At 61.7% G+C, this 23,913-nt stretch carries 24 protein-coding genes, 1 tRNA gene and 1 pseudogene; 13 read left to right on the forward strand and 13 right to left on the reverse strand.

Translation table 11 applies throughout. From position 1 onward, the window contains the following. Positions 1-72: 72 nt before the first annotated feature. The gene (locus NKH36_RS14880; protein WP_352962737.1) at positions 73-1,077 is read right to left on the reverse strand and encodes a PstS family phosphate ABC transporter substrate-binding protein; all 1,005 of its coding nucleotides are present in this window, start codon (positions 1,075-1,077) and stop codon (positions 73-75) included. A gap of 753 nt (positions 1,078-1,830) precedes the next feature. Here NKH36_RS14880 and NKH36_RS14885 point away from each other — a divergent pair. The 3 genes from NKH36_RS14885 to NKH36_RS14895 all read left to right on the forward strand — a co-directional run bounded on the left by NKH36_RS14885 (position 1,831) and on the right by NKH36_RS14895 (position 4,102). Then, on the forward strand, positions 1,831-2,193 hold the full coding sequence (locus tag NKH36_RS14885; protein WP_352962734.1) for a hypothetical protein: 363 nt from the start codon (positions 1,831-1,833) through the stop codon (positions 2,191-2,193). A gap of 374 nt (positions 2,194-2,567) precedes the next feature. Next, positions 2,568-2,825: a hypothetical protein gene (locus NKH36_RS14890; RefSeq protein ID WP_352962731.1), complete on the forward strand. Its 258-nt coding sequence runs from the start codon at positions 2,568-2,570 to the stop codon at positions 2,823-2,825. Positions 2,826-3,217: 392 nt separating this feature from the next. Beyond that, complete coding sequence (locus tag NKH36_RS14895) at positions 3,218-4,102, forward strand: hypothetical protein (RefSeq protein ID WP_352962728.1); 885 nt, start codon at positions 3,218-3,220, stop codon at positions 4,100-4,102. Between the two features lie 65 nt (positions 4,103-4,167). Here the strand turns inward: NKH36_RS14895 and NKH36_RS14900 are convergent, their stop codons facing one another. The 5 genes from NKH36_RS14900 to NKH36_RS14920 form a co-directional block, all read right to left on the reverse strand. After that, positions 4,168-5,058, reverse strand: a complete 891-nt coding sequence (locus tag NKH36_RS14900; RefSeq protein WP_352962725.1) for a glutathione S-transferase family protein — start codon at positions 5,056-5,058, stop codon at positions 4,168-4,170. A 27-nt stretch (positions 5,059-5,085) separates the two neighbouring features. Then, positions 5,086-5,667: a VOC family protein gene (locus NKH36_RS14905; protein ID WP_352962722.1), complete on the reverse strand. Its 582-nt coding sequence runs from the start codon at positions 5,665-5,667 to the stop codon at positions 5,086-5,088. A 212-nt stretch (positions 5,668-5,879) separates the two neighbouring features. After that, positions 5,880-5,954: transfer RNA gene (locus tag NKH36_RS14910), tRNA-Glu, on the reverse strand. A gap of 90 nt (positions 5,955-6,044) precedes the next feature. Beyond that, positions 6,045-6,452 carry a VOC family protein gene (locus tag NKH36_RS14915; protein WP_352962719.1) on the reverse strand — a complete coding sequence of 136 codons (408 nt, stop codon included), beginning with the start codon at positions 6,450-6,452 and terminating at the stop codon, positions 6,045-6,047. Then, positions 6,449-6,826 carry a fimbrial protein gene (locus NKH36_RS14920; protein WP_352962716.1) on the reverse strand — a complete coding sequence of 126 codons (378 nt, stop codon included), beginning with the start codon at positions 6,824-6,826 and terminating at the stop codon, positions 6,449-6,451. The genes NKH36_RS14915 and NKH36_RS14920 overlap by 4 nt, the downstream gene beginning before the upstream one ends. 26 nt (positions 6,827-6,852) lie before the next feature. Between NKH36_RS14920 and NKH36_RS14925 the strand changes: the two genes are divergently transcribed. Together NKH36_RS14925 and rpoH are read left to right on the forward strand one after the other, a co-directional pair. Beyond that, the gene (locus NKH36_RS14925) at positions 6,853-7,938 is read left to right on the forward strand and encodes an RluA family pseudouridine synthase (protein ID WP_352962713.1); all 1,086 of its coding nucleotides are present in this window, start codon (positions 6,853-6,855) and stop codon (positions 7,936-7,938) included. 207 nt (positions 7,939-8,145) lie between these two features. After that, positions 8,146-9,057: an RNA polymerase sigma factor RpoH gene (gene rpoH / locus NKH36_RS14930; protein WP_029348727.1), complete on the forward strand. Its 912-nt coding sequence runs from the start codon at positions 8,146-8,148 to the stop codon at positions 9,055-9,057. A 128-nt stretch (positions 9,058-9,185) separates the two neighbouring features. Here the strand turns inward: rpoH and NKH36_RS34835 are convergent. Then, positions 9,186-9,242: pseudogene (locus NKH36_RS34835) on the reverse strand (hypothetical protein); the annotation flags it as partial. A gap of 312 nt (positions 9,243-9,554) precedes the next feature. On the opposite strand from NKH36_RS34835, the gene NKH36_RS14935 reads away from it, so the two are divergent. Beyond that, positions 9,555-9,962: a hypothetical protein gene (locus NKH36_RS14935; RefSeq protein WP_352962912.1), complete on the forward strand. Its 408-nt coding sequence runs from the start codon at positions 9,555-9,557 to the stop codon at positions 9,960-9,962. A gap of 25 nt (positions 9,963-9,987) precedes the next feature. Here the strand turns inward: NKH36_RS14935 and NKH36_RS14940 are convergent, their stop codons facing one another. The 4 genes from NKH36_RS14940 to NKH36_RS14955 form a co-directional block, all read right to left on the reverse strand. Beyond that, positions 9,988-10,860 carry an MBL fold metallo-hydrolase gene (locus NKH36_RS14940; protein ID WP_352962707.1) on the reverse strand — a complete coding sequence of 291 codons (873 nt, stop codon included), beginning with the start codon at positions 10,858-10,860 and terminating at the stop codon, positions 9,988-9,990. A gap of 149 nt (positions 10,861-11,009) precedes the next feature. Beyond that, positions 11,010-11,669 (reverse strand): peroxiredoxin, encoded by a 660-nt coding sequence (locus NKH36_RS14945; protein WP_352962704.1) that lies wholly within the window; start codon positions 11,667-11,669, stop codon positions 11,010-11,012. A 180-nt stretch (positions 11,670-11,849) separates the two neighbouring features. Next, positions 11,850-12,215, reverse strand: coding sequence for a cell division protein ZapA (locus tag NKH36_RS14950; RefSeq protein ID WP_095487243.1), 366 nt, complete (start codon positions 12,213-12,215; stop codon positions 11,850-11,852). Between the two features lie 11 nt (positions 12,216-12,226). Continuing rightward, on the reverse strand, positions 12,227-12,499 hold the full coding sequence (locus NKH36_RS14955; protein ID WP_352962701.1) for a DUF4164 domain-containing protein: 273 nt from the start codon (positions 12,497-12,499) through the stop codon (positions 12,227-12,229). Positions 12,500-12,804: 305 nt separating this feature from the next. Here NKH36_RS14955 and tkt point away from each other — a divergent pair, with 305 nt between their 5' ends. The 7 genes from tkt (at position 12,805) to NKH36_RS14990 (ending at position 22,398) form a co-directional block, all read left to right on the forward strand. After that, positions 12,805-14,796 carry a transketolase gene (tkt, locus tag NKH36_RS14960; RefSeq protein WP_352962698.1) on the forward strand — a complete coding sequence of 664 codons (1,992 nt, stop codon included), beginning with the start codon at positions 12,805-12,807 and terminating at the stop codon, positions 14,794-14,796. 155 nt (positions 14,797-14,951) lie between these two features. Then, positions 14,952-15,962 carry a type I glyceraldehyde-3-phosphate dehydrogenase gene (gap, locus tag NKH36_RS14965; RefSeq protein WP_352962695.1) on the forward strand — a complete coding sequence of 337 codons (1,011 nt, stop codon included), beginning with the start codon at positions 14,952-14,954 and terminating at the stop codon, positions 15,960-15,962. A 254-nt stretch (positions 15,963-16,216) separates the two neighbouring features. After that, a complete protein-coding gene (locus NKH36_RS14970; protein WP_352962692.1) occupies positions 16,217-18,106 on the forward strand; it encodes a potassium/proton antiporter in 1,890 nt (629 codons plus the stop codon). A gap of 108 nt (positions 18,107-18,214) precedes the next feature. Next, positions 18,215-19,411, forward strand: coding sequence for a phosphoglycerate kinase (locus NKH36_RS14975; protein WP_352962689.1), 1,197 nt, complete (start codon positions 18,215-18,217; stop codon positions 19,409-19,411). Between the two features lie 284 nt (positions 19,412-19,695). Further along, on the forward strand, positions 19,696-20,721 hold the full coding sequence (locus tag NKH36_RS14980; protein ID WP_352962918.1) for a class I fructose-bisphosphate aldolase: 1,026 nt from the start codon (positions 19,696-19,698) through the stop codon (positions 20,719-20,721). Between the two features lie 121 nt (positions 20,722-20,842). Beyond that, on the forward strand, positions 20,843-21,583 hold the full coding sequence (locus tag NKH36_RS14985) for a DUF899 domain-containing protein (protein ID WP_352962683.1): 741 nt from the start codon (positions 20,843-20,845) through the stop codon (positions 21,581-21,583). 83 nt (positions 21,584-21,666) lie between these two features. Then, positions 21,667-22,398: an SGNH/GDSL hydrolase family protein gene (locus tag NKH36_RS14990; protein ID WP_352962680.1), complete on the forward strand. Its 732-nt coding sequence runs from the start codon at positions 21,667-21,669 to the stop codon at positions 22,396-22,398. Between the two features lie 116 nt (positions 22,399-22,514). Here the strand turns inward: NKH36_RS14990 and NKH36_RS14995 are convergent, their stop codons facing one another. Together NKH36_RS14995 and NKH36_RS15000 are read right to left on the reverse strand one after the other, a co-directional pair. After that, the gene (locus tag NKH36_RS14995; protein ID WP_352962821.1) at positions 22,515-22,817 is read right to left on the reverse strand and encodes a hypothetical protein; all 303 of its coding nucleotides are present in this window, start codon (positions 22,815-22,817) and stop codon (positions 22,515-22,517) included. 29 nt (positions 22,818-22,846) lie between these two features. Continuing rightward, the gene (locus tag NKH36_RS15000) at positions 22,847-23,800 is read right to left on the reverse strand and encodes a ring-cleaving dioxygenase (protein ID WP_352962677.1); all 954 of its coding nucleotides are present in this window, start codon (positions 23,798-23,800) and stop codon (positions 22,847-22,849) included. Positions 23,801-23,913 lie beyond the last annotated feature (113 nt).

A 23,913-nucleotide genomic window follows, 5' to 3' on the forward strand; every position in this document is an offset into this window, starting at 1 on the left:
GCACGGGACCTGGTCCCGCGCTTTGGGCTTTAGAATATGAGGGTCTGAGCGGTACGCTCGGACCCCGAAACATCAGGAACCCATGCCCTTCAGGGCCTTGGCGTCTTCGGCCCACTTAGCGCGTTCGGCGTCCGGCAGCGGGATCAGGCCCTTGTCGGCCAGATAACCCTCAGGACCCCATGCAGCCTCCGAGGTGTACTCGGCGATGAACTCCTGCATGCCGGGGATGACGCCAACATGCTCTTTCTTGGCATAGACATAGAGCGAGCGGGAAACGCCGTAATCGCCGGATGCGATGTTCTCGAAGGTCGGCTCGACGCCGTCGATCTTGTGACCCTGCAGCTTGTCAGCGTTCTGGTCAAGGAACGAGAAGCCAAAGACGCCGAAGGCATTGGGGTTGGCTTCCAGCTTCTGGACAATCAGATTGTCGTTTTCGCCGGCCTCGACAAAGGCGCCGTCTTCGCGGATCTCGCCGCAGCCCTTTTCGTTAGCCGCCTTCACTTCTTCCTGGCAGGCCGCATCCATGACGAGTTCAACGAACGCATCGCGCGTGCCGGATGTCGGCGGCGGGCCAAGCACCTCGATCTTCGTCGCGGGAAGCGACGCGTCGACATCCGACCAGTTCTTGTAGGGGTTGGGGACGACCTTGCCGTCAACAGCGACGTTCTTGGCGAGCGCCTTGAAAACCTGTTCCTTGGTCAGATCAACGACAGTCCCTGCCTTCGAGTTGGCGAGCACGATGCCGTCGAAGCCGACCTTGATCTCGACCGGCGTCACGCCGTTGGCCTTGCAGGTCTTAAGCTCGCTGTCCTTGATGGCGCGCGAGGCGTTGGTGAAATCGGCGGTATTTTCGCCGACGCCCTGGCAAAACAGCTTCATGCCGCCGCCGGTGCCGGTCGACTCGACGACCGGGGTCTTGATCTTTCCGCTCTGGCCGAGCTTTTCAGCGACAGCCGTCGTGAAGGGGAACACTGTGGACGAACCGACGATTTGAATTTGGTCGCGCGCGGCGGCATAACCAGCCGACGCGGCGAGCGCAAGCGCCGCGGCCGATGCCGTAAGGAGGAATTTCTTCATGTGGCCTGCTCCTGTTCGGAAAATGGTCTCTCGGCGCCATTCCTTCGGCGCCCGCTGAGGCCAATAGCCCCCGATTATTACAGTCACATGACAGTTTGACGTCAGCCCCGTAACGCTGCAATGCCATGTCGAAAAGGAAGGGCCGCGGGTCTCGCCGGCACAGCCGTGGTTTGCCGCTGGAATCAGCAGCTTGCACGATTTCCGGCCGGCATTTGCCCTCGACAGGCGAGACAATTGGCGCCGAAAAAGAAAATCCGGGCGGGAGCGCGTTGCATGCGGCCAAAGGAGGTCATGGCCGCGCCATCGCCGAAACAGGTCCGTTGGGGTAAATCTGACCCTGCTTCTTGCCGGCGGTCGCTGCTCCCGCCCGTAACTGGAGGAGCGGAACTCGAATGCGCTTATTGTCCCAACCGGACGCTCGCTTTGGTATGGTGCGATCGCACCATAGTCTTGTCCGCAATGCGTCGCCGAATCGGCTGAACTCTACAGCCTGACAGGCCTATCCCGCGTTGCGCCGGATTTCTCCGTCTGCGCCGACCTTTTCGAGCAAGGCGACCTGGAGCTGATGGGCTTGGGCAGGTAATCGTCCATGCCCGCCCCAGTCGCCAGGGACTCCGCGGCACTTTGATTTTGCGCATGACCCCAGAGAAATCGATTCCGATTCTCCGGGTCATGCGCTAGCCTTGCCCGCAGTGTATTCCGACGGTTGTCGGTAGAGCCGAAGCCGCGTTACAATCCCGCAAGGTATTGCCGATGTTGGGACGGATCCTGCCTTTTTTCCTGTGCCCGATGCTGCTGTTGGGGAGCGGCTGCTCGCGCAGCTACGACGGCACCGTCGTCATTCCAAGGCCGCTCGATGTCCGTCGGTTCTGGGACAAGCCGCCGCAGCAGGCGCAGGCCGAACAGCCGCAGTTGCTGCGGGCCGATGTCTTTCCTGTGGCGCCCGAAACGCCGGCAAGAGCGGAGGCCCCCAGAATCAGCGCCCCCGTCGCGCGGAGAAGGCAAATCACCAAGGTTTCCAAAGTTCCGCCGACGCCGTCATCCGAGCCGGCAAAACCGCTCACCTGCAGAAACGTCAGCCAACCCGGAAAACGGGTCCGCATGGTCTGCGAATAGCCAGCCGGCATTCAAATGGCGGCAGCTAAAAAGATGCGCCTTCAAACCTGGCTCCGCACTCACCGCAGCGGGTCGGTCAGGCGCTTCAATTTCGTCGCCTAATTTAAGCGCAACGAGGGTCAGTTCTCGGGGAAAAACGCTGGCCCGACCACCCTTACCGGCCACGATCAGTCCGGCGTTACCGCCAGCCACATTGAAACCTTATCCGGCTGTCGACGTTAAACGCCTATTGCAGCGCCGCGCGTCCCTTTGGACGCTCAAAGCACACTGCAGCGTTTTGATTGGCGCATGGTCCTTTCGAACCGAAGGACAGCGGAGCAGAGATCAATCCCGATCTTTGGGGTGATGCGCTGGATGGTCAAAGGAAACCGCACATGTCGATTCACTTCAGTGTCTCGGACCTGACCAGAAATCTGTTTCACTCGCCCCAAAATCTGTTTCACTCGCCCAGGAATCTGTTTCACTCGTTGAGACTGGACCATGAGCGTGCGCCGAGACCTCTCAGCCCTGAGCAAAGTCTTTTGCTGGAATGCTATCTGGTCGGCCAGATTCCGGAATCAGCCTGGAGCGACTACGTCTTCGAGACTCCGGAATTGGCACGCCATGTCAATGCGAGACGCGGGCAACACTGACATCTGGTGAACCGGATGTGGCGCAGAGGCTTGATGTACTTCAGGGCGTGATGCCCGATGACAAGCCAAAGTCAGGCCGCGGTTTCCTGGGAACAATAGCCCTTGGAACAAAAAGGCCGGCACATGGCCGACCTTTCCTTCCACCTCGACCGCGCCAGTACATCCGTGGTCACGAGTTGGAGGTGAATTGCCGATCAGTAGATAGGGATTTGGTTAACGAATCCTTAACGGAGGGGAGCTGCTCGTCGACGCGCATAGCCAATCTGATCTGCGTTTTCGTGATGAGTACGGAAAGTCGTCTTAAAAAGCAGCACGGACTATTAATCGTTGTGCACCAACATGTTGGCGGGTGAGATATATCTAAGTAACTATCGTATTCTGGAAGTCGATTTATGGCCGTACTCGGCGCCCTCCCTCCCGACGTTGTCTGTCGACCAATTCGCGAAGCTGATTGGGAAGGAGTGGTCGACTGCCTGTGCCGGGGCTTTCCGGAGCGTGACCGGAGTTACTGGATACAGGCGCTGACCCGTTTGTCGCAGCGGCCTGCCGTCGCCGACTTCCCACAATACGGCCTGGCTTTGGAGAAGGCTGATCGGATCGTCGGCGTTGTACTGACCCTGTATACCCTTTATCGGGGGCGGGAAGGCGAAGAAGTCCGCTGCAACCTTTCAAGCTGGTCCGTCGACGCAGAATTCCGTCCCTATGGCGCCAAATTGGTTACGACGATTCTCAGGCGAAGGGACGTGACCTACACGAATATTTCGCCGGCGCCCGCGACGTTAAAAGCCAACTGGGCGCTCGGCTTTCGCCCCTTCTCCACCGGACAGTTTGCCTTCTTGCCGGCTTTTAGTTCGGCGCAGCGGTCATGTCGCGTGCTTGAAGCCCGTCCCGATCTTGCGGAAATGGCGACGCTGCCGGACAGTGAGAGATACATACTCTCGGAACACGCCGCGCTGGGCTGCCTGTCATTGATTGGCATTTGCGACGGAGCAGCGTTTCCTTTCGTGTTGATGCCGCGCCGAATATTGCGCGGTCTTGTCCCATCCTATCAGATCGTCTATTGCCGCTCTCTCGCGGATTTGAGCCGGTGCGCCGGTGCCATCGGGCGCTTTCTCTTGCGAAGCGGCATCCTGCTCTGCGTCGTCGACGCCAAGGAGCCGATTGCAGGTCTGTTCGGGTGGTATCGCCCCAACAGTGGACTGAAGTACTTCAAGGGTCCCAGACCACCCTCGCTCGGAGATCTGACGTTCACCGAGCTTGTGATATTCGGTCCCTGAAAAGGCGGCGGGCCTTCGGCCTCGGTTTAGGTCGGCCTGGGCAAGCAACCGTTAGAGCGAAAGCCTCACGCCCCGGCCTGCGACTTCACATAGGTGATGTAGCCGCGCACGTCGGCGGCCGGCTCGGCATAGGCTTTGCCGAGCTTCTTCTCGATCGCCGCCATGTAGTCTTTTGCCCATTCGGGCAGCGCGTAGTCGATGACGGCCAGGAATTCGAGCGTCGCCGCCAGGCGGATGTCGGCAATCGACGGGTTGTTGCCGCCGATGAACGGTTTGCCGTTCCTGAAGAAGCTGTGAAAGACCTCCAGCGGCTCGGCAATTGCGGCCGCCGCAGCCTTCTGGGCTTCCGACTTCCTGTCGGGGTGGGCGTCGCTGTGACCGACCTCGCCGGCATACTGCGGGAAGTTCAGCGCAGGATAGGTGGCGCGCGCCACATAGGGGTAGAGCGTGCCGATCAGGTAGAACATGGCGCTGTCGATCATTGCCCGCTTAGCCGGCGCCTTGGGATATAATTTCTCCAGCCCATGCTTGTTGGCGAGATACTGCATGATGGCGCAGCTTTCCCACAGGACGCCTCTCGGCAAGCCCTCGTCCTCGATCATCGGCGTCAGATGGGCCGGGTTTCGCGCCATGTATTCAGACGAGCGCGTGTGGCCCCATACGTCGGTCTCGGCATGGTCAAGCCCGGCCGCGCGGGCAAACACCCGAACGCTCATGTTGTTGACGCTCGGCTTTAGCATGCTGAGCGTCAGTCCGGGCCTCTTCGCTGATTTCGCTACGGCCTTCCGCGCGGACTTCGCGGATGCTTTGGCTGCGGGCTTCACGGCGGCTTTCGCTGCCGGCTTGGCGGAAGCTTTCGACGCTTTGGCTGCAGGCTTTGTTGCGGCCTTGGCAGCTGGTTTCGCAGCGGCCTCGGCGGCCGGCTTCTTCGCACTCTTCGTTGTCGTCTTTGCCATTATGGTCCTCCCTCGGGGTTGCTGTCGTCAGTATGGATTTTTCGGAGTCCGGTCGTCCGACAAAGTCGCGCGGGAGCGCTCGACAAGCGCCTGGATTGCATCGGCAAGATGCATCTCGGCTATTGCGTAGTCGCCGCGCCCAACGCGGATTTTGTGCGCCTGCATCAGAACCTCGGCGTGGGTGAAGCCCGCCGGCGGCTCGAAACGGTAGGAGGCGAGTTCGATCAGCAGGCCGAGCGGATCCTCGAAATAGATCGAATCCATAAAACCGCGATCCTTGACGCCGCTATGCTTGATGGCGCGCTCGTCGAGCCGGGCGACCGCCTGCAGAAAGATAACGCGCGACACCGCAAAGGCGATATGATGGACGCAGCCCGGATCGGTCGGCGTGCGCCGTTTCTCCGGCGTGCGGCTCTCGTCGGTGAAGATGGTGATCAGCCGGCCGTCGCCCGGATCGAAATAGAGGTGGCTTTCGCTGGCCTTGTCGAGGTTGGGCTGCTCGAAGATGAAAGGCATGCCAAGCACGCCCTCCCAGAAATCGATAGAGGTCTGACGCCCAGCACCGACCAGCGTGATGTGATGGACGCCCTGCGACTGCAGTTTCTGCATTGGCCCTCTCCCTGCGATCTTCTCGTCCCCGAGGCGAGCGTCGATCTACTCGCTGCGCGACAGCTTCGTCCCGGCGGCGTTCTGCGCACCGTCCTGGACCCTTAGCCCCAATTCATGACGCGATGCTAATTCAATTGCCGGCGCCGCGCCAGAAGTGGCGACTCCGGCCGTGACCGACGGCGATACCCGTGACGCAAATGTTTTGAGATTCTTGGTACGCCCAAGGGGAATCGAACCCCTGTTCCCGCCGTGAGAGGGCGGTGTCCTGACCGCTAGACGATGGGCGCGTTCAAGAACCGGCGATATAGGCTGACGGCTGGAAAAAAGCAACTGGGCTTCGGAAGGTCGATGGTGCCGTGAAAATACCCGTTGCGAGCTTACCGTTTTGGCTCGATCAAGTCCCAGAGATTTCCGTGGAGATCGGCGAAAACCGCCACAGTGCCGTAGGCCTCGTGGCGAGGTGCCTCACGGAATTCGACGCCCTTTGTGAGCATCGCCGCGTGGTCGCGAACAAAATCGTCGGTTTCGAGAAACAAAAAGACGCGGCCGCCGGTCTGGTTGCCGATGCTATCCCTTTGCGCATCATCGGCCGCCTCGGCCAGCAGCAGCCGCGCGCCTTGTCCATTGGCCGGCGCCACCGTGACCCAGCGCTTGCCGCCGCCCACATCGGCGTCCTCAATGAGCCAAAAGCCCAGCCTGTCGACATACCAGGAGATCGCCTCGTCATAATTGGCGACGACAAGCGCGACCGTGGCGACGCGACGATTTTCGGCGAAACCAGTCATTTGTTCCGGATCGAAAAGCGGCCGATGATCCGCCGCTCAGTGATGTCATAGACAAAGATCGCGCGGCTGCCGTCGGCAAGCTCCGCATCGATGGAGATGCGGTTGCCGGAGAGCGACTGGCTGACAACCCTGGCACCGACCGGCAGCACGATGTCGCCGGTCAGCGGTTCGCCTGATGGCACCTGGATGTCGCCTGCCAGCGGCGGGCTGGCTGGCGGCGCGGTGCGCGTTTTGTAGACAAGGGCTGCAATCACCACCATAAGGGCGAGGAACAGCAGGCCGAGATTGATGGCGACGAAGCGGACGAGCTTCTTGCGCACCTTTTCGACTTCGGGGTCGAGCGGCTTTTCCTCGTCTTCGTCGGCAACAGCCATGGCAAAACATTCCGGAATGATTTTCGATGAGCGCTCATAACGAAGAGGCCCCCATATTGATAGAGGACGGATTGATGGAGGGCGGATCGCCAGACGTTGGATCGCCAAGCGGGGGATCGACCGTGCTGGAAGCGGGTCCCGATGCGGCCGGCCAGCGCCTCGATCAATGGCTCGCGGGCAAGCTCGGTCCGGACATGTCGCGCAGCCGGGTGCAGATGCTGATCAGGCAGGGCGCCGTCAAGGTCGGCGGCCAGCCGGTCAACGAGACGAAGCGCAAGATGGCGGCCGGTGACCGCGTGTCGGTCGACATGCCGGAGCCGGAGCCGGCGGAGCCGCAAGGCGAGAACATCCCGCTCGACGTCCTCTATGAAGACAATGAATTGATCGTCATCAACAAGCCGTCGGGGCTGGTCGTCCATCCCGGCGCCGGCAACTGGACCGGCACGCTGGTCAACGCGCTGATCCACCATTGCGGCGACAGTCTTTCCGGCATCGGCGGTGTGCGGCGGCCGGGCATCGTCCACCGCCTGGACAAGGAGACCAGCGGCGTCATGGTCGTCGCCAAGACCGACCGCGCCCACAAGTCATTGTCGGAGGCCTTTGCCGACCATGGCCTGACCGGCGATCTCAAACGCGCCTATCTGGCTTTGGTCTGGGGCATACCGATGCGACCGACAGGCACGGTCGACGAGCCGCTTGGCCGCGCCGCCGACCGCGTGCGCCGTGCCGTGGTGCCCGAGGGCCGCGACGATGCCCGCCACGCCGTCACCCATTTCACCGTGATCGAGCGCTTTGGCGAGCAGCAAAAGGAATTTGCCACGGCAAGCCTGGTCGAATGCCGGCTCGAGACCGGCCGCACCCATCAGATTCGCGTCCACATGGCTCATATCGGCCATCCGGTCGTCGGCGATCCCGATTATGGCCAGGCCTTTCGCACCAAGGCGAACCGGCTGCCCGAGCCGCTGAAAGGCCGGGTGAAGGCATTTCCGCGACAGGCATTGCATGCCCGCCTCCTTGAATTTCGGCATCCGACCACCCATCTGACGATGAGGTTCGAGGCGCCGGTACCGAGGGATATGGAGGCACTCGTCGACGGTTTTCGCAAACTCTGAACCGCCATCCATCATTCAAAACCTGATCGTGAAAACCTGACCGGCGTTGTTCACTTTGGCGTGACACACTGTTTCGTGTTGAACCAAAGCTGTCCTTTCTGGTTTTGTTCCTATATACATCCGTCGTCGCGAACGAGCCTTTTGGCGTTCGCGACATATGCCCGCCGCGTTTCGGGGGCACCACTCCAAGAGAGAGGGGGCGCTATCATGGCCCAGTCATTACCCAGTATCGTTTCCGGCGAAGGCGGCCTCAGCCGCTACCTGGAAGAAATCCGTCGCTTTCCGATGCTTCAGCCGCAGGAAGAGTACATGCTCGCCAAGCGTTACGCTGAGCATGAGGACACCACGGCTGCGCACAAGCTCGTCACCAGCCACCTTCGGCTCGTCGCCAAGATCGCCATGGGCTATCGCGGCTACGGCCTGCCGATCGGCGAAGTGATCTCGGAAGGCAATGTCGGCCTGATGCAGGCCGTCAAGAAATTCGAACCGGAGCGCGGCTTCCGGCTTGCCACCTACGCTATGTGGTGGATCAAGGCCTCGATCCAGGAATACATCCTGCGCTCGTGGAGCCTGGTCAAGATGGGCACGACCGCCAACCAGAAGCGCCTGTTCTTCAACCTGCGCAAGGTGAAGGGCAAGATCCAGGCGCTCGACGACGGCGACTTGAAGCCCGACCAGATCACCGAGATCGCCACCCGCCTCAACGTGTCCGAAGCGGAGGTGGTGTCGATGAACCGCCGCCTGTCGGGCGACGCCTCGCTCAACGCACCGATCCGGGCGAGCGAAGGTGAATCGGGTGAATGGCAGGACTGGCTGGTCGACGACCACGAAAGCCAGGAAGAGGCGCTGATCGAGCAGGACGAGCTGGAAAACCGGCGCGGCATGCTGTCTGGCGCTCTTGCCGTGCTCAACGAGCGCGAGCGGCGCATCTTCGAGGCGCGCCGCCTTGCCGAGGAGCCGCTGACGCTGGAAGAGCTGTCGGCCGAGTTCGACATCAGCCGCGAGCGCGTGCGCCAGATCGAGGTGCGCGCCTTCGAGAAGGTGCAGGACGCGGTCAAGGCCGCAGCAAAGCGCCAGATGCAGGCCCTGCGCACCATCGAGGCGCAGCCGGCGGCGTAAAGTCTCCGACGGAAACAAATAACGGCGGCGTCAGGCAACTGGCGCCGCCTTTTTATGGGTCCGCCGACTGCTGTGGAGAACTGTCCCTTAGTGCCATATTCTAGCTGGGGTTGCCGGTTCCGCCGCGCCTTCGCGAACGCCCAATCCGTCGCCAAAAATCGCTCAATCATCGATGTGAACAGCCTGGCCGGCTCATAGTGGCATTATAGCAATTTTCCCCAAGCCCCGGAGACCGCAACGCTGCAAGTTGTGGCGGCAATGTTCCGGCGCCGACACAGGCTGTCGTCTCGAAATTCCATAAGGCGGCGCTTGCGGCAGGCGGGCGCGACAATGGGCCGCCGGGACTGCGCTGGGCAATTGAGCTCGTCTATTTGGAAACCAAAGGCAATATGACGATGACGATTTCTCCGTTTCTCACTGCTCTCGGATCCGAAGCTCCCCCAGCCGACCGAGCGAAAGACATGGACCTGTATGGATGGCTAATTGGAAGCTGGGAAATGGACACGGTCCACTATCTCGACGACGGCACGATCCAGAAATGGAATGGAGAATGCCATTTTGGCTGGGTGCTCGAAGGCCGCGCGATTCAGGACGTTTGGATCAGGCCCAAGCGCCCTGCGCCGTCCACGATGTATGGCACGACTTTGCGCATCTTCGATCCTGGAATCGATGGCTGGCACATCATATGGAACGACCCGCTCAACCGCGATCACTCACGCCAGATCGGGCGGGCCGAGGATAAGGACATTGTCCAGCTCGGCAATGACTCGCGCGGTCTGAAAACTCGATGGCGTTTCACTGAGATCACTGCCGACAGCTTCCATTGGATCGGCGAGGAAAGATCTTCCGAGAGCGACCCTTGGCAAATCACGTATGAACATTTAGCCCGCCGAACAAAAGCCTGAAGCTAGACTAGCTGGCGCCATCTCATCACAAGCAATCCAACGGAAATTTCAAATACCGGCGGCCGTTGGATTCCGGTTCCGGCAAGCGCCCGCCATTCATGTTGACCTGCAGCGCGTGCAGGATCAGCCTCGGCATCGGCAGGGTCCTGTCGCGCGCCTCGCGCAACGCCACGAAATCGGCCTCCGTCTTGCAGGCGGCAACATGGGTGTTTTTGGATTTCTGCTCCGCGACCGTGCTCTCCCACAAGGGTTCGCGCCCCTCCGCCTGGTAGTCATGACCGACGAACAGGCGTGTCTCGTCCGGCAGCGCGAGGATATCCTGGATCGAGCGCCAGAGTCGCGCGGCACTGCCGCCGGGAAAATCCGCTCTCGCCGTGCCGCTGTCCGGCATGAACAGCGTATCGTGGATGAAAGCGGCGTCGCCGATCACATAGGTGATCGAGGCCAGGGTGTGGCCGGGTGAAAAAAGCACCTTTGCCGGAATGCCGCCGACCGAAAAGGTCTCACCATCGGCAAACAGCCTGTTCCACTGGGATCCGTCGGCAGGAAAATCCGGCCAGTTGTAGATCGCCTTCCACAATTTCTGGATATCGATGATCTTCTCGCCAATCGCCGTGGGCGCTCCGGTCTTCGCGCTGAGGTAGTGCGCCGCCGAGAAATGGTCGGCATGCGGATGGGTGTCGAGAATCCATTCGACGACCAGCCGTTGATCTCTGATGAAGTCGAGCAGGGCGTCGGCATTCTTCGTCGCAGTGGCGCCGGACTTCTCGTCGAAATCTAGGACCGGATCGATGATTGCACATCGTCGCGTCTGCGGGTCGGCTACGACATACTGGATGGACCCGCTCGGCTTGTCGTAAAAGCCTGCCACCTGCAGCTTGGCCGATGTCGCGTCCAATCCCGGCTCCCTCAACTCCCACCCGGCAGGAATGGTTTTCCCTGCCGGGGCAAAAGAAGAGCATGGTCGTTCGCCAGCGCCACGCCGTCAAGCACCGCATGCTCACGCAGGCGAGAAAACCAAAATTTCTCCGTGCCGCCTCTGTGTGTTCAGGCGGAGGGCTGCTTGGTCTTCCTGAGATAAGGCAGGATCGTCTCGTAGGCGCCGAAACGCTTGACCGCGTCCTCGTTGGAGACGGCGGCGGTGATGATTACATCCTCGCCCTGCTTCCAGTTCGCCGGCGTCGCCACCTGATGCTTGGCAGTCAGCTGCATGGAATCGATCGCGCGCAGGATCTCGTCGAAGTTGCGGCCGGTCGTCATCGGATAGGTGAGGACCAGCTTGATCTTCTTGTCGGGGCCGATGACATAGACCGAACGCACCGTGGCATTGTCGGCGGGCGTGCGCCCTTCCGAGGTTTCGCCGGCACCGGCCGGCAGCATCTCGTAAAGCTTGGCAACCTTGAGATCCTTGTCGCCGATCAGCGGATAGTTCACCGAATGGCCGGTCGCCGTCTTGATGTCGTCCTGCCATTTGGCGTGGTTCGCGACCGGATCGACGGAAATGCCGATGATCTTGACGTTGCGCTTCTTGAACTCGCCTTCCAGCCCGGCCATCGTGCCGAGCTCGGTCGTGCAGACCGGCGTGAAATTCTTCGGATGGCTGAAAAGCACCGCCCAGCCGTCACCGATCCATTCGTGGAAGCTGATCGTCCCTTGCGTGGTTTCAGCTGTGAAATCCGGCGCGATATCGTTGATACGAAGGCTCATGACGTGTCCCTACCCTGTGATTGCAGATTTGCAGATTGCAGCCGGCACCCGCCGGCGCTGCTCTGCCTTTCTACCACTCCGGTGTCATCCTTCAAACGCCTGTTGCCACCGGCATTGAGGCCGCCGGCGAAAAATTTTCATTGCTTCTCGGCAATGCAGCAGGATTTCCGCTGCGCTGGCTCAGGCCTTGTTCACCGCCAGCGTCGTGGCCAGATCTTCCATGCGCTGGGCTAGCGCGCCAAGCGCATTGGTCAGCACGGAATCGTTCTTATCGGCCTTGGTCAGCGCGTCATCACGCGTCTTGCGCAGCGTCAGCACTTCGCTTTCCATGCCCTTGACGCGTTTTTGCAGTTCCGAAAGCTCGTCCATGACCATGATGCCGGCCATCACGGTCAGCCGCTGGTCGCCGATCTCGCCGAAAGAATCCTTCAGATGCGAGACATAGCGGTCGAAGCGCTCGGCCAGGTCGATCAGATGCTCTTCCTGGCCCTCGTCGCAAGCCATGCGATACTGCTTGCCGTCGATGGAAACCGTGACTTGTGCCATTGGGCCAGCCCCTATCTGTCCAACACGGCGCGGATGGTTTCCATGGCGGTCACCAGCCGACGCGACACTTCCTTGTTGGCGTCTTCCAGCCGTTCGGCGCGCGCTTCGGAATTGTCAAGTTCCTGCGCCAGCCGTGAACGGTCGGCGTTCATACGCTGCACCTCCGCCTCGGCTTCCGTATAGTCGCGCTCGTGATCGAGCTTGGCTGCGACGGCATTTTCCAGCCCCTCGATGGCCTTACCCAGCCTGGCGATGACTTCCTTGAGTGTCGTTTCCCCGGTCATGGCTTTCGTCCTGCGCCCTGCCCATCACCGAATCATCCACGTTCAGAACGCGTTATGTGTGAAACATTACGCGCCGTGTGAAGCCAACGTCAATAAAGCTCTCGCGACTGTCCCCTGCTAACGCTAATTTAGGGCCTCCAGGACCCTTCTGGCGCAATCACAAGACCGGCAAAAGCGCCGGTTTATTGACTAACAGGATCGGCAAAAGCACGCCGGTTTATTGACTAAAAAGCCGCGCCTGCTATGTGTCGCGCACCCTTTTCCAGGGCTCTCCCAAAGGCCCAAGCCCCCACACTGGAGGAAGCATGACCTCGCGTGAACAACATGACCGGATGGCCAATGCGATCCGTTTTCTTTCCATGGACGCCGTCGAGAAGGCCCAGTCCGGCCACCCCGGCCTGCCCATGGGCTGCGCCGACATTGCCACGGTGCTGTTCACGCGTTTCCTGAAATACGATCCGAAGAACCCGCACTGGCCCGATCGCGACCGCTTCATCCTGTCGGCCGGCCACGGTTCGATGCTGCTCTATTCGCTGCTCTATCTGACCGGCTATGAGGACATCACCCTCGACCAGATCAAGCATTTCCGTCAGTTGGGATCGCGGACGGCGGGTCATCCCGAATATGGCCATGCCGCCGGCATCGAGACGACGACCGGCCCGCTCGGCCAGGGGCTTGCCAATTCGGTTGGCTTCGCACTCGGCGAGCGCATCATGAATGCCGCCTTCGGCAACGACCTCGTCGACCATTACACCTATGTACTGGCCGGTGACGGCTGCCTGATGGAGGGAGTTTCCCAGGAGGCCATCGCACTTGCCGGGCATCTCAAGCTGAACAAGCTGATCGTCTTCTGGGACAACAACAACATCTCGATCGACGGCCCGGTGTCGCTGGCCGACAACACCGATCAGGTCGCTCGCTTCCAGGCGTCCGGCTGGAACGCCAGCCACATCGACGGCCAGGACCCGGAAGCGATCGCCTATGCTATCGAGGCGGCCCGCCATTCAGACAAACCGACGATGATCGCCTGCAAGACGACGATCGGCTTCGGCGCGCCAACCAAGGCCGGCACCAACAAGGCGCACGGCTCGCCGCTCGGCGCAGAGGAAATCGCCGGCGCCAGGAAGTTCTTCGGCTGGGACTATCCGCCCTTCGAAGTTCCTGCCGATATTCTCGATGCCTGGCGCGACGCCGGCAAGACGGGTGTCAAGGCACGCACCGACTGGGAAGGCCGCCTTGCCGAGGCCGACGCCCAATTGCGCAGCGAATTCGAGCGCCGCATCAGTGGCACGCTGCCAGCAAATTTCGACGCCGTCATCACCGACTACAAGAAGAAGCTCAGCACGGACAAGCCGAAGGTGGCCACCCGCAAATCGTCGGAAATGGCGCTCGAGATCATCAACGGCGCGGTGCCGGAAACCATCGGCGGCTCGGCCGACCTGACTGGCTCCAACAACACCAAGACCAGCCAGACCAAGAACATCACTGCCGACGACTACGGCCAGCGCTACGTTCACTACGGCGTCCGCGAGCACGGCATGGCTGCCGCGCTCAACGGACTGACGCTGCATGGCGGCATCATCGCCTATGGCGGCACGTTCATGTGCTTTTCCGACTACGCCCGTCCGTCGATGCGGCTTGCCTCGCTGATGGGCATCCGCTCGATCTTCGTCATGACCCATGATTCCATCGCTCTCGGCGAAGACGGCCCGACCCATCAGCCGGTGGAGCATCTGGCCGCATTGCGCGCCATTCCGAACCACAATGTCTTCCGCCCGGCCGACGCGGTCGAGACAGCCGAATGCTGGCAGTTGGCCATCGAGCACGAAAAGACGCCTTCGACGCTGGCGCTGACCCGGCAGAACCTGCCGACGGTGCGCAACGACTTCGTTGCGGAAAACCTCAGCCGCCAGGGCGCCTATGAGCTGGCTGCCGCCAGCGGCGATGCGGCGGTGACGATCTTCGCTTCAGGCTCCGAGGTCGAGATCGCGCTGGCGGCGCGCGAGGCGCTGGAGAAGCACGGCCATCCGACCCGCGTCGTCTCTGTCCCCTGCTTCGAATTGTTCGACAAGCAGAGCGCCGACTATCGCATCAAGACAATCGGCAACGCGCCGATCAAGATCGCCATCGAAGCCGGCATCCGCCAGGGCTGGGATCATTTCATCGGCACCGACGGCATCTTCATCGGCATGACCGGCTTCGGCGCCTCTGGCACGATCGAACAGCTCTATCCGCATTTCGGCATCACCGCCGAAGCGACGGTGAGGGCAGCAGAAGCCCGCTTGCACGGCGAGTAAGGATGCTGGTATCCGGCAAAACGGCATAGCGGTTTTGCCGGCAGCCTCGACCTAGTGGACTTAAATCCAACCCAGCGACGGCTGGATTCTTTGGCTGCCCGCCGTTATGAAGCTGCGGACTTGATCTTCGGCCTCCAACTCCCAGGGAGAGAAAAATGACCGTCAGAGTTGCCATCAACGGATTCGGCCGTATCGGCCGCAACATCCTGCGCGCCATCCACGAATCCGGCCGCAAGGACATCGACGTCGTCGCCGTCAACGACCTCGGCCCGGTCGAGACCAACGCGCATCTGCTGCGCTTCGACAGCGTGCATGGCCGCTTCCCGCATGAAGTGACGGTTGACGGTGACCAGATCACCGTCGGCACCGAAAAATTCAAAGTCACCGCGATCAAGGACCCGACGCAGTTGCCGTGGAAGGACCTTGGCATCGACATCGCGCTCGAATGCACCGGCATCTTCACCGCCCGCGACAAGGCAGCCGCGCATTTGACCGCCGGCGCCAAGCGCGTCCTCGTCTCGGCGCCGGCGGAGGGCGCCGATCTCACCGTCGTCTATGGCATCAACCATGACAAGCTGACCAAGGACCACATCGTCATCTCGAACGCCTCCTGCACCACCAACTGCCTGGCACCGCTGGCGGCCGTGCTGCATGAGACCGTCGGCATCGAAAAGGGCATGATGACGACGATCCACTCCTACACCGGTGACCAGCCGACATTGGACACCATGCATAAGGATCTTTACCGCGCCCGCGCCGCGGCCCTGTCGCAGATCCCGACCTCGACCGGCGCGGCCAAGGCGATCGGCCTGGTGCTGCCCGACCTCAAGGGCAAGCTCGACGGCATCTCCATCCGCGTGCCGACGCCGAACGTCTCGGTCGTCGATTTCAAGTTCATCGCCAAGCGGCCGACCACCGTACAGGAAATCAACGAAGCGGTGATCACCGCCTCCAACGGCAAGCTGAAGGGCATTCTCGCCGTTACCCATCACCCGAACGTGTCGATCGACTTCAACCACGATCCGCATTCCTCGATCATGGCGCTCGACCAGACCAAGGTCATGGACGGCAACTTCGTTTCGGTGCTGTCCTGGTACGATAATGAATGGGGTTTTTCCAACCGCATGGCCGACACCGCCGTCGCGTTCGGCAAGACCATCGCCTGATCGCAGAACCATCTTCTCGCGACTTGGAAAACGCCCGGCTCTGTCCGGGCGTTTTTATGAGAGCACCCAGCGCCCTTTTGGATGCGCAAACGACGCTCTAACGGTTTGTTTGGCAAGCCCGCGCCTTGAGCGCCAAAACACTCAAAAATCAGCGGCATAGGGCAAAAAACCACCCTCACGCCTTGCACCGGTCATGTCTTCGCCTCACTCTCCCGTAAAGCGATAGGAACACGAATTCGAGGGGCAATTGGCGGATGGAGCATGCGATCTACCTCGTGACGCTGGTCGGCGCCGCACTGGTCGTCGCCGCCGCGTTTTCGAGCCTGATCGCCTTCCGCTTCGGCGCCCCTCTCTTGCTGCTGTTTCTCTGCATTGGCCTGGCGACGGGAACCGACGGCCTCGGCATCCAGTTCGACAATGCGCGGCTGGCTTATTTTGCCGGCTCACTGGCGCTGGCGGTCATCCTGTTCGATTCCGGTTTCGGCACGCCGCTCAACGCTTTGCGGCAGGCGGCCGGACCGGCACTGTCGCTGGCGACCATCGGCGTCCTTTTGACCACTGGCCTGTTCGGCGTCGTCGCCCACTATCTGCTCGATCTTAGCTGGCTGGAATCCTTCCTGCTCGGGGCCGCTGTCGCGTCAACCGACGCGGCAGCGGTGTTCTTCCTGTTGCGCGCCGGCGAGATCAATTTGCGCGAACGCGTTCGTTCGACCCTCGAGGTGGAATCCGGCACCAATGACCCGATCGCCATCTTCCTAACCATCAGCCTGGTCGAGATCATCGCCGCCAACGCCGATCCCGAGGCCAGGGTGCTGGTCACCGACCTCGTCCTCGGCTTCCTTCTCAACATGGGGCTTGGCGCCATTGTCGGCATTTTCGGCGGCCTCGCCATCGTGCGACTTGTCGACCGGCTCAATCTCGATCATGGGCTGCTGCCGATCTTCGTGCTGACGCTGTCGCTGATGGTGTTCGCCGCTGCCGGCGCAATTGGCGGCTCCGGCTTTCTGGCGGTCTATCTTGCCGGCCTCATTGCCGGCAATTCCGACATCCGCGCCGTCACCATCCTCAAGCGCTTTCAGGACGGCATGTCGTGGCTGGCACAGATCATCATGTTCCTGATCCTCGGCCTGTTCGCGACGCCCTCGCAATTTCCGGCGATCCTGCTGCCGGCGGTGCTGCTGGGCCTGTTCCTGATATTCGTCGCGCGGCCGATCGCCGTCTGGCTTTGCCTGATACCGTTCCGTCTGCCGCGTCCGGAAGTCGCCTTCGTCTCATGGGTGGGCCTGCGTGGCGCCGTGTCGATCCTGCTCGCCATCACGCCGCTGCTTGGCGGTCTTGAGAATGGCCGCCTCATCTTCAACACCGCCTTCATCATCGTACTGGTGTCGCTGGTCATCCAGGGATGGACTGTCGGACCGCTGGCGCGCCGCCTCGGCCTGATCGTGCCGGCCCGCCTGGGGCCGTTGGACAAGGTCGAACTCGAATTGCCTGGCTCCGCCCATCACGAGCTTCTCGCCTACCGCGTAGCACCTGGCAGCCCGGTGGCGCGCGGTGAGCGCATTCCGCGCTGGGCGAGGCCGTCGCTGGTGCTGCGCGACGGCCGGTCGATGCGCTTCCAGGACATGGGCAGGCTCGCCGCCGGCGACCACGTCTACATCTTCGTGCCGGATCGCTATCCAGCCCTGCTCGACAAGCTGTTCGCCAGCCGCGCCGTGGTCGATCCCGAGGATGCGGATTTCTTCGGCGCCTTCGCCGTCGATCCGGCGCGCTCCGCCGCGGAACTGGAAGCCGCTTACGCGCCGGGCCTGACCGAGGAGGAACGCAAGCTGACCGTCGGCGACCTAGTGACGGAGCGGCTCGGCGGCCATGCCGAATATGCCGACCGCGTGCTGATTGGTCCGATCGAGCTGATCGTCCGCGACGTCGACGACAAAGGGAAGATCACTGGCCTCGGTCTTTCCCTTGAGCCGACCGCGCCCGTGGCACGGGTGCCGGTGTTCCTGAGTGCCGGCGAGATCGCCGACCGCATCGTTGCCTTTGTGCGCAATTGGCGCAAGCGGATCAAAAAGCAGAGCGCCGAGACGCCGGCGGACGCTGAACCCGCTCCACAGCCGGTGGTGGAAAAGGCAACCGACGGGGGCTGACTGCCCCGACACAGGCCGTGGTCATATTTTCTGCGTAGCACCATTGCAGGTCTTGCATCGTCGTTGGTGCGGGTTAAGGTCCCGGCGTTTTTTGCGAAAGGGAACAGCATGGCCGGCTTCAAGACACTGGACGACATTGGCAACATCGACGGCAAGCGTGTGCTGGTGCGCGTCGACCTCAACGTTCCCGTCGCCGACGGCAAGGTCACCGACGCCACCCGCATCGAGCGCATCGCGCCGACCATCGCCGAGCTTTCCGGCAAGGGCGCCAAGGTCATCCTGCTTGCCCATTTTGGCCGGCCCAAGGATGGACCCTCGCCCGAATTCTCGCTTGAGCCGATCGCCAAGGCGGCCGCGAAGGTGCTTGGCCGCCCTGTCGGCTTCGCGCCGGATTGCATCGGCGACGCAGCGGCGAGCGCCGTCGCCGCCATGAACAACGGCGACGTGCTGCTGCTCGAAAACACCCGCTTCTACAAGGGCGAGGAGAAGAACGACGCGGCCTTCACCGAAAAGCTCACCGCCAATGGCGACATCTTTGTCAACGACGCCTTTTCCGCCGCCCACCGCGCCCATTCGTCGACGGAGGGGCTTGCGAACCTGCTGCCGGCCTTTGCCGGCCGTACCATGCAGGCCGAGCTCGACGCGCTGGAAAAGGGCCTCGGCAATCCCGCGCGCCCTGTGGTCGCCATCGTCGGCGGCGCCAAGGTCTCGAGCAAGATCGACCTCCTGATGAATTTGGTGAAGAAGGTCGACGCGCTGGTCATCGGCGGCGGCATGGCCAACACATTCCTGGCCGCGCGCGGCACCGATGTCGGAAAGTCGCTGTGCGAGCACGACCTCGCCAACACCGCTAAGCAGATCATGATCGAGGCGGCCGAAGCCGGCTGCGCCGTCATCCTGCCGGTCGACGGTGTCGTCGCCAGGGAATTCAAGGCCGGCGCCGCCAGCGAAACCGTCGCCGTATCAGAGGTGCCGGCCGACACCATGATCCTCGATGTCGGCGAAAAGACCGTGAAGACCGTTGCCGACTGGATCGACCGCGCCGCGACGCTGGTCTGGAACGGTCCGCTCGGCGCCTTCGAGATCGAACCGTTCGACCGGGCGACGGTGGCGGCAGCCAAGCACGCCGCGGCCCGCACCAAGGCCGGCAAATTGATCTCGGTCGCCGGCGGCGGCGACACGGTGGCAGCACTCAACCATGCCGGCGTCGCCGACGACTTCACCTATGTCTCGACCGCTGGCGGCGCCTTCCTGGAATGGATGGAGGGCAAGCCGCTCCCCGGTGTCGATGTGCTGAAGCGCTGAGAGCCTGTTTGGAAACTCTACTCTGGCGCCTATCTGATGGCGTTTTCTGCGCTTCCGGTGCTCACGGACCAAATGTCCGCTGCGCTCCGGTTCTCGAAACCACCACCATATGACTCGCCAGAGCGAATTTCGAAACAGTCTCTGAGGCGAACGACAGCGTTTGCGCGTTTCAATCGATTCGAGTTTTCCGCTTGGAATGGTTCGACTTGAACATGCCTTGCTCTAGTGGTCTGCTACCCCGGATATTTCACACTGTTGGAACAACCGGTTCAGGAGGATGCACAATGAGCGAACGTCTCGAGGACATTGCCGCCGCGATGGTGGCCGACGGCAAGGGTCTATTGGCCGCCGACGAAAGCTCCGGCACCATCAAGAAGCGCTTCGACGTGATCGGCGTCGAATCGACCGCCGACAGCCGCCGCGACTATCGCGAGATGATGTTCCGCGCCAAGGAGGCGATGACCAGATACATCTCCGGCGTCATCCTCTACGACGAGACCATCCGCCAGAAGGCCGCCGACGGCACGCCGCTGGTCGACATTATCAAGGCGACCGGCGCCATTCCAGGCATTAAGGTCGATGCCGGCGCCAAGCCTCTCGCCGGTTTCCCCGGCGACACGATCACCGAAGGCCTCGACGGCCTGCGCGAGCGGCTCGCAGACTATTACAAGCTCGGCGCCCGTTTCGCCAAATGGCGTGCGGTGATCGACATCGATGTCGCCAAGGGCGTGCCTTCAGCCACGTCGATCGGTTCGAATGCGCATGCGCTCGCCCGCTATGCGGCGCTTTGCCAGGAGGCCGGCATCGTGCCGATCGTCGAGCCGGAGGTGCTGATGGACGGCGCCCATGACATCGGCACCTGCTACGAGATCAGCAAGGCAACGCTGACAAAACTCTACACCGAGCTCTACGCGGCCCGCGTCGTCCTCGAAGGCACCATCCTGAAGCCGAACATGGTTCTCGCCGGCAAGAAGTCGGGCAAGACCAGCAGCCCCGAGGAAGTCGCCGAAAAGACCATAAAACTGTTCCGCGAAACGGTGCCGGCCGCGATTGGGGGCATCGCCTTTCTCTCCGGCGGGCAATCGGACGAGGAGGCGACCGCCAACCTAAACGCCATCAACGCCATCGGCCCGCATCCATGGAAATTGACTTTCTCCTATGGCCGCGCCTTGCAGGCGGCGCCACAGAAGGCGTGGAGCGGCAAGGCGGCCAACGTCGCCGCTGCCCAGGCCGCCTTCGCCCACCGCGCCCATATGAACCATCTGGCCGCGCTTGGAAAATGGCAGCCGGAACTGGAACAGGCCGCCTGACCGGTTTCTTTGATCCGAACCTGGGCCATCTGCCCGGGTTTCATCTGCTCTAAAAAACGCGACGGCCGTGTCGGCTCGCGTTGAGCCCAAACGTCCTTAGGGCTCAAAGAGGAGCAGGCTGGTGCCAAACAACAAGGTCGTTTCACAGGAAGACTGGTTCCAGGCGCACAAGGCGCATCTGGCGCGCGAAAAGGAACTGACGCGATTTCGCGACCGCATCGCTGCCGAACGGCGGGAATTGCCTTGGTTGAAGATGCGGAAGGACTATGTCTTCGAGACCGAACAGGGGCCGAAGAACCTGGCCGACCTATTCGCCGGCGCAAGCCAGCTGATCGTCTACCACTTCATGTTCGGGCCGGGCGCCGACTACCGTTGCGAAGGGTGTTCCTTCCTTGCCGACCACATCGACGGCGCCAACCAGCACCTCAAGCACCACGATGTGTCGCTGATCGTGATCTCGCGGACGCCGTTGGCCGAATTTCTGCCCTACAAACAACGCATGGGCTGGAAATTCGACTGGGTGTCGCCCTACGCCTCGGACTTCAACTTCGACATGCAGGTTTCCTTCACCGACAAGCAGATCACATCCGGCGACACGACCTATAATTTCGAGCAGCGCGCGCTGAAATCGAAGGACCTTCCCGGCACCAGCGTGTTCTACAGGGATGAGAACGGCGACATCTTCCTGACCTTCATGTCGCGATCGAAGGGCGGTGATCCGCTGATCGGTGCCTATCACTATCTCGACCTGACGCCAAAGGGCCGCAACGAGACAGGTCCCCACCACAGCCTGATGGATTGGGTGCGGCTGCACGACGAATATGCACACAGGCCCGAGGTGCAGGACGCCTGTTGCCATTGACGACGGGCAGTCGACGCAAGGTCTTTCGCCCTTAGGCCGATATGCGCTAAGTGCTGCTCGCTATGCCCTTTAATGGACTTGCGATGCAGCGCTTTCTTGCCCTCCTCACCTGGCTCGCCTTTCCGGTTTATGTCTGGCAGGGGCTCGGCGTGCGCCGCCGCACCACCCGCATGCTGCCGGCGCAAGGTCCGGTCATGCACGAGATATCAGGCCAGGCGCCAGCGCTCTCGCTTCTGATGCTTGGCGATTCTTCCGCCGCCTCGGTCGGCATCGGCAATTCCGAGTACGGGCTGGCCGCGCAACTGGCCGAGCTGATCTCGAAACGCACTGGCCTTGCGGTGCGCTGGCGGGCAGCCGGCTTTAACTCGGCGACCTCAGGCCAGATCCGCGACCACGTGCTGCCCAATCTGTCGGCTGATCCTTGGACGCATATCGTGCTCGCCATCGGCACCAACGACACCAAGAACTTTCACTCGGTGCCACGCTTCAAGAGCGATTTTGGCGGCCTGCTCTACGCGCTGCGCGCCAAATGGCCTGAGGCGCGCGTGGTGTGGTCGCCGGTGCTGGAATTCACCCGTGCGCCGGCAATGCCGCCGCTGCTGGGAAAGATCCTGGAGATCCGCGCCGCCGAGATGAACCGGATGGGCGAGCGCCTCTGCCTCGAACGCGGCGCGGTGCCGGCGCCGCGCCTGCCGATCACCGATGCCGAAGCCGGTTTTGCCTCCGACGGATTTCATGCCTCGGAAGCCGGCTACCGGGCCTGGGCGGAACATCTGGTCGACCTGGTACTGGCCAACGAACCACGCCCCGCGTAGCGGCCGCCAAGCCCTAATGCATGTCGCGCAAAAGTGTGCAGCGGTTTTGCGAAAACGACATGCATAAACCAACAACCTAAAGCGCGTCGCGTGAGGTCGGTCGAACGCGACGCGCTTTAGGTCCAATGGCCCAGCGCCGCTGTTATCGAAATTGCCGCCATCGCCAATACCGCCAGCTTCCAAAAATCGCTGCGCCGTTTCAGCCCTGGCCAGCCGAGCGGCTTGATCAGCTGGATGACCATCATGGCAATGATAACGAGTGCGAGGAGTTTCGACATGCCGCTTTTGACTAGCGCATCGGCCCGAAAAATCGAAATCGATTTTCGGAAAGCACGATGCCTAGATTCAAAGGTGCTAGAGCGCCCTTTGCGCGTCCAAAAGGACGCGCTGCGCACTAAAGCATCGCGGTCGGCTGTCAAAGTGCTCCTATCGCTCGCTCACGACAGCGCTATGCCAGCGGCTTGAGGCCGGCCTCGATCGCAGCCCGATTCGGTTCGAGGAACGGCGGCAAGGCCAGCCTTTCGCCCAACGTTTCCAGCGGCTCGTCGGCCGTGAACCCGGGGCCGTCGGTGGCGATCTCGAACAATATGCCGTTCGGCTCACGGAAATAGAGCGAACGGAAGTAATATCGTTCAACCTCGCCGCTCGACGGCAGACGAAACTCGGCCAACCGCGCCGTCCATTGGTGCAAAATCTCCTGGTCCGGCGCCCTGAATGCGACGTGGTGGACCGCACCGGCGCCTTGCCGTGCCGGCGCAAGGCCCGGCTGCACCGCGACATGAAGTTCCGCCGCCGGGCCGCCTTTTCCCATCTCGAAGACATGAACCTGGCCCTGACCATCCGGCGAGGCATAATCCCGCGCCTTGTGCATGTTCATCACCCTGATCAGCACGGCTTCGGTGGTGGTGATGTCGGGGACGCTGATGACGATAGGACCGAGCCCGCGTATCTGGTGCTCGACTGGGACCGGGCTTTGAGCCCAGGGATGACTGTCGCCGTTGCCGCCGTCGCTGACGAGACGCAGGCGCTGGCCTTCTGGGTCTTCGAAATCCAGCGACGGGCAGCCGCCAACATCACCGATCTCTCCCGTCGCGACGGTCTCGTCGGCCAGGCGATCCTTCCACCAGGCAAGGCTTTTAGCGCTGGCGACCCTCAGGCTGGTTCGCACGATGCTGTTGGTGCCGCGCCGTTCGCGTCCGACCGGCCAATCGAAGAAGGTAAGATCGGTGCCAGGCGTCGCCTCGGCGTCGGCATAGAACAGGTGATAGGCTGACGTGTCGTCCTGATTGACCGTCTTCTTGACCAGCCGCAGCCCCAAAGTGCCGGTGTAGAAACGAAGGTTTCCCGGCGCATTCGCGGTGATAGCGGTTAGATGGTGGATTCCCGTCAGTTGCAGGTCCATGGTCGTCTCCCTGATTTCTGGAAAATTTTTTCTCCTTCAATATCAGAACGCCGACCCTATCGCAGAAGGATGCGAATTCCGACAGTCCGTCGCTGCAAGCTGAACGATCTCAA

It is taken from the genome of Mesorhizobium sp. M1312 (assembly GCF_040318115.1).
Taxonomy (GTDB): Bacteria; Pseudomonadota; Alphaproteobacteria; order Rhizobiales; family Rhizobiaceae; genus Mesorhizobium.

Coding starts and splice junctions, on each gene's coding strand:
- NKH36_RS14880 (WP_352962737.1), bottom strand. CDS start 1,077: ATGAAGAAATTCCTCCTTACGGCATCGGCCGCGGCGCTTGCGCTCGCC.
- NKH36_RS14885 (WP_352962734.1), top strand. CDS start 1,831: ATGTTGGGACGGATCCTGCCTTTTTTCCTGTGCCCGATGCTGCTGTTG.
- NKH36_RS14890 (WP_352962731.1), top strand. CDS start 2,568: ATGTCGATTCACTTCAGTGTCTCGGACCTGACCAGAAATCTGTTTCAC.
- NKH36_RS14895 (WP_352962728.1), top strand. CDS start 3,218: ATGGCCGTACTCGGCGCCCTCCCTCCCGACGTTGTCTGTCGACCAATT.
- NKH36_RS14900 (WP_352962725.1), bottom strand. CDS start 5,058: ATGGCAAAGACGACAACGAAGAGTGCGAAGAAGCCGGCCGCCGAGGCC.
- NKH36_RS14905 (WP_352962722.1), bottom strand. CDS start 5,667: ATGCAGAAACTGCAGTCGCAGGGCGTCCATCACATCACGCTGGTCGGT.
- NKH36_RS14915 (WP_352962719.1), bottom strand. CDS start 6,452: ATGACTGGTTTCGCCGAAAATCGTCGCGTCGCCACGGTCGCGCTTGTC.
- NKH36_RS14920 (WP_352962716.1), bottom strand. CDS start 6,826: ATGGCTGTTGCCGACGAAGACGAGGAAAAGCCGCTCGACCCCGAAGTC.
- NKH36_RS14925 (WP_352962713.1), top strand. CDS start 6,853: ATGAGCGCTCATAACGAAGAGGCCCCCATATTGATAGAGGACGGATTG.
- rpoH (WP_029348727.1), top strand. CDS start 8,146: ATGGCCCAGTCATTACCCAGTATCGTTTCCGGCGAAGGCGGCCTCAGC.
- NKH36_RS14935 (WP_352962912.1), top strand. CDS start 9,555: ATGGACACGGTCCACTATCTCGACGACGGCACGATCCAGAAATGGAAT.
- NKH36_RS14945 (WP_352962704.1), bottom strand. CDS start 11,669: ATGAGCCTTCGTATCAACGATATCGCGCCGGATTTCACAGCTGAAACC.
- NKH36_RS14950 (WP_095487243.1), bottom strand. CDS start 12,215: ATGGCACAAGTCACGGTTTCCATCGACGGCAAGCAGTATCGCATGGCT.
- NKH36_RS14955 (WP_352962701.1), bottom strand. CDS start 12,499: ATGACCGGGGAAACGACACTCAAGGAAGTCATCGCCAGGCTGGGTAAG.
- tkt (WP_352962698.1), top strand. CDS start 12,805: ATGACCTCGCGTGAACAACATGACCGGATGGCCAATGCGATCCGTTTT.
- gap (WP_352962695.1), top strand. CDS start 14,952: ATGACCGTCAGAGTTGCCATCAACGGATTCGGCCGTATCGGCCGCAAC.
- NKH36_RS14970 (WP_352962692.1), top strand. CDS start 16,217: ATGGAGCATGCGATCTACCTCGTGACGCTGGTCGGCGCCGCACTGGTC.
- NKH36_RS14975 (WP_352962689.1), top strand. CDS start 18,215: ATGGCCGGCTTCAAGACACTGGACGACATTGGCAACATCGACGGCAAG.
- NKH36_RS14980 (WP_352962918.1), top strand. CDS start 19,696: ATGAGCGAACGTCTCGAGGACATTGCCGCCGCGATGGTGGCCGACGGC.
- NKH36_RS14990 (WP_352962680.1), top strand. CDS start 21,667: ATGCAGCGCTTTCTTGCCCTCCTCACCTGGCTCGCCTTTCCGGTTTAT.
- NKH36_RS15000 (WP_352962677.1), bottom strand. CDS start 23,800: ATGGACCTGCAACTGACGGGAATCCACCATCTAACCGCTATCACCGCG.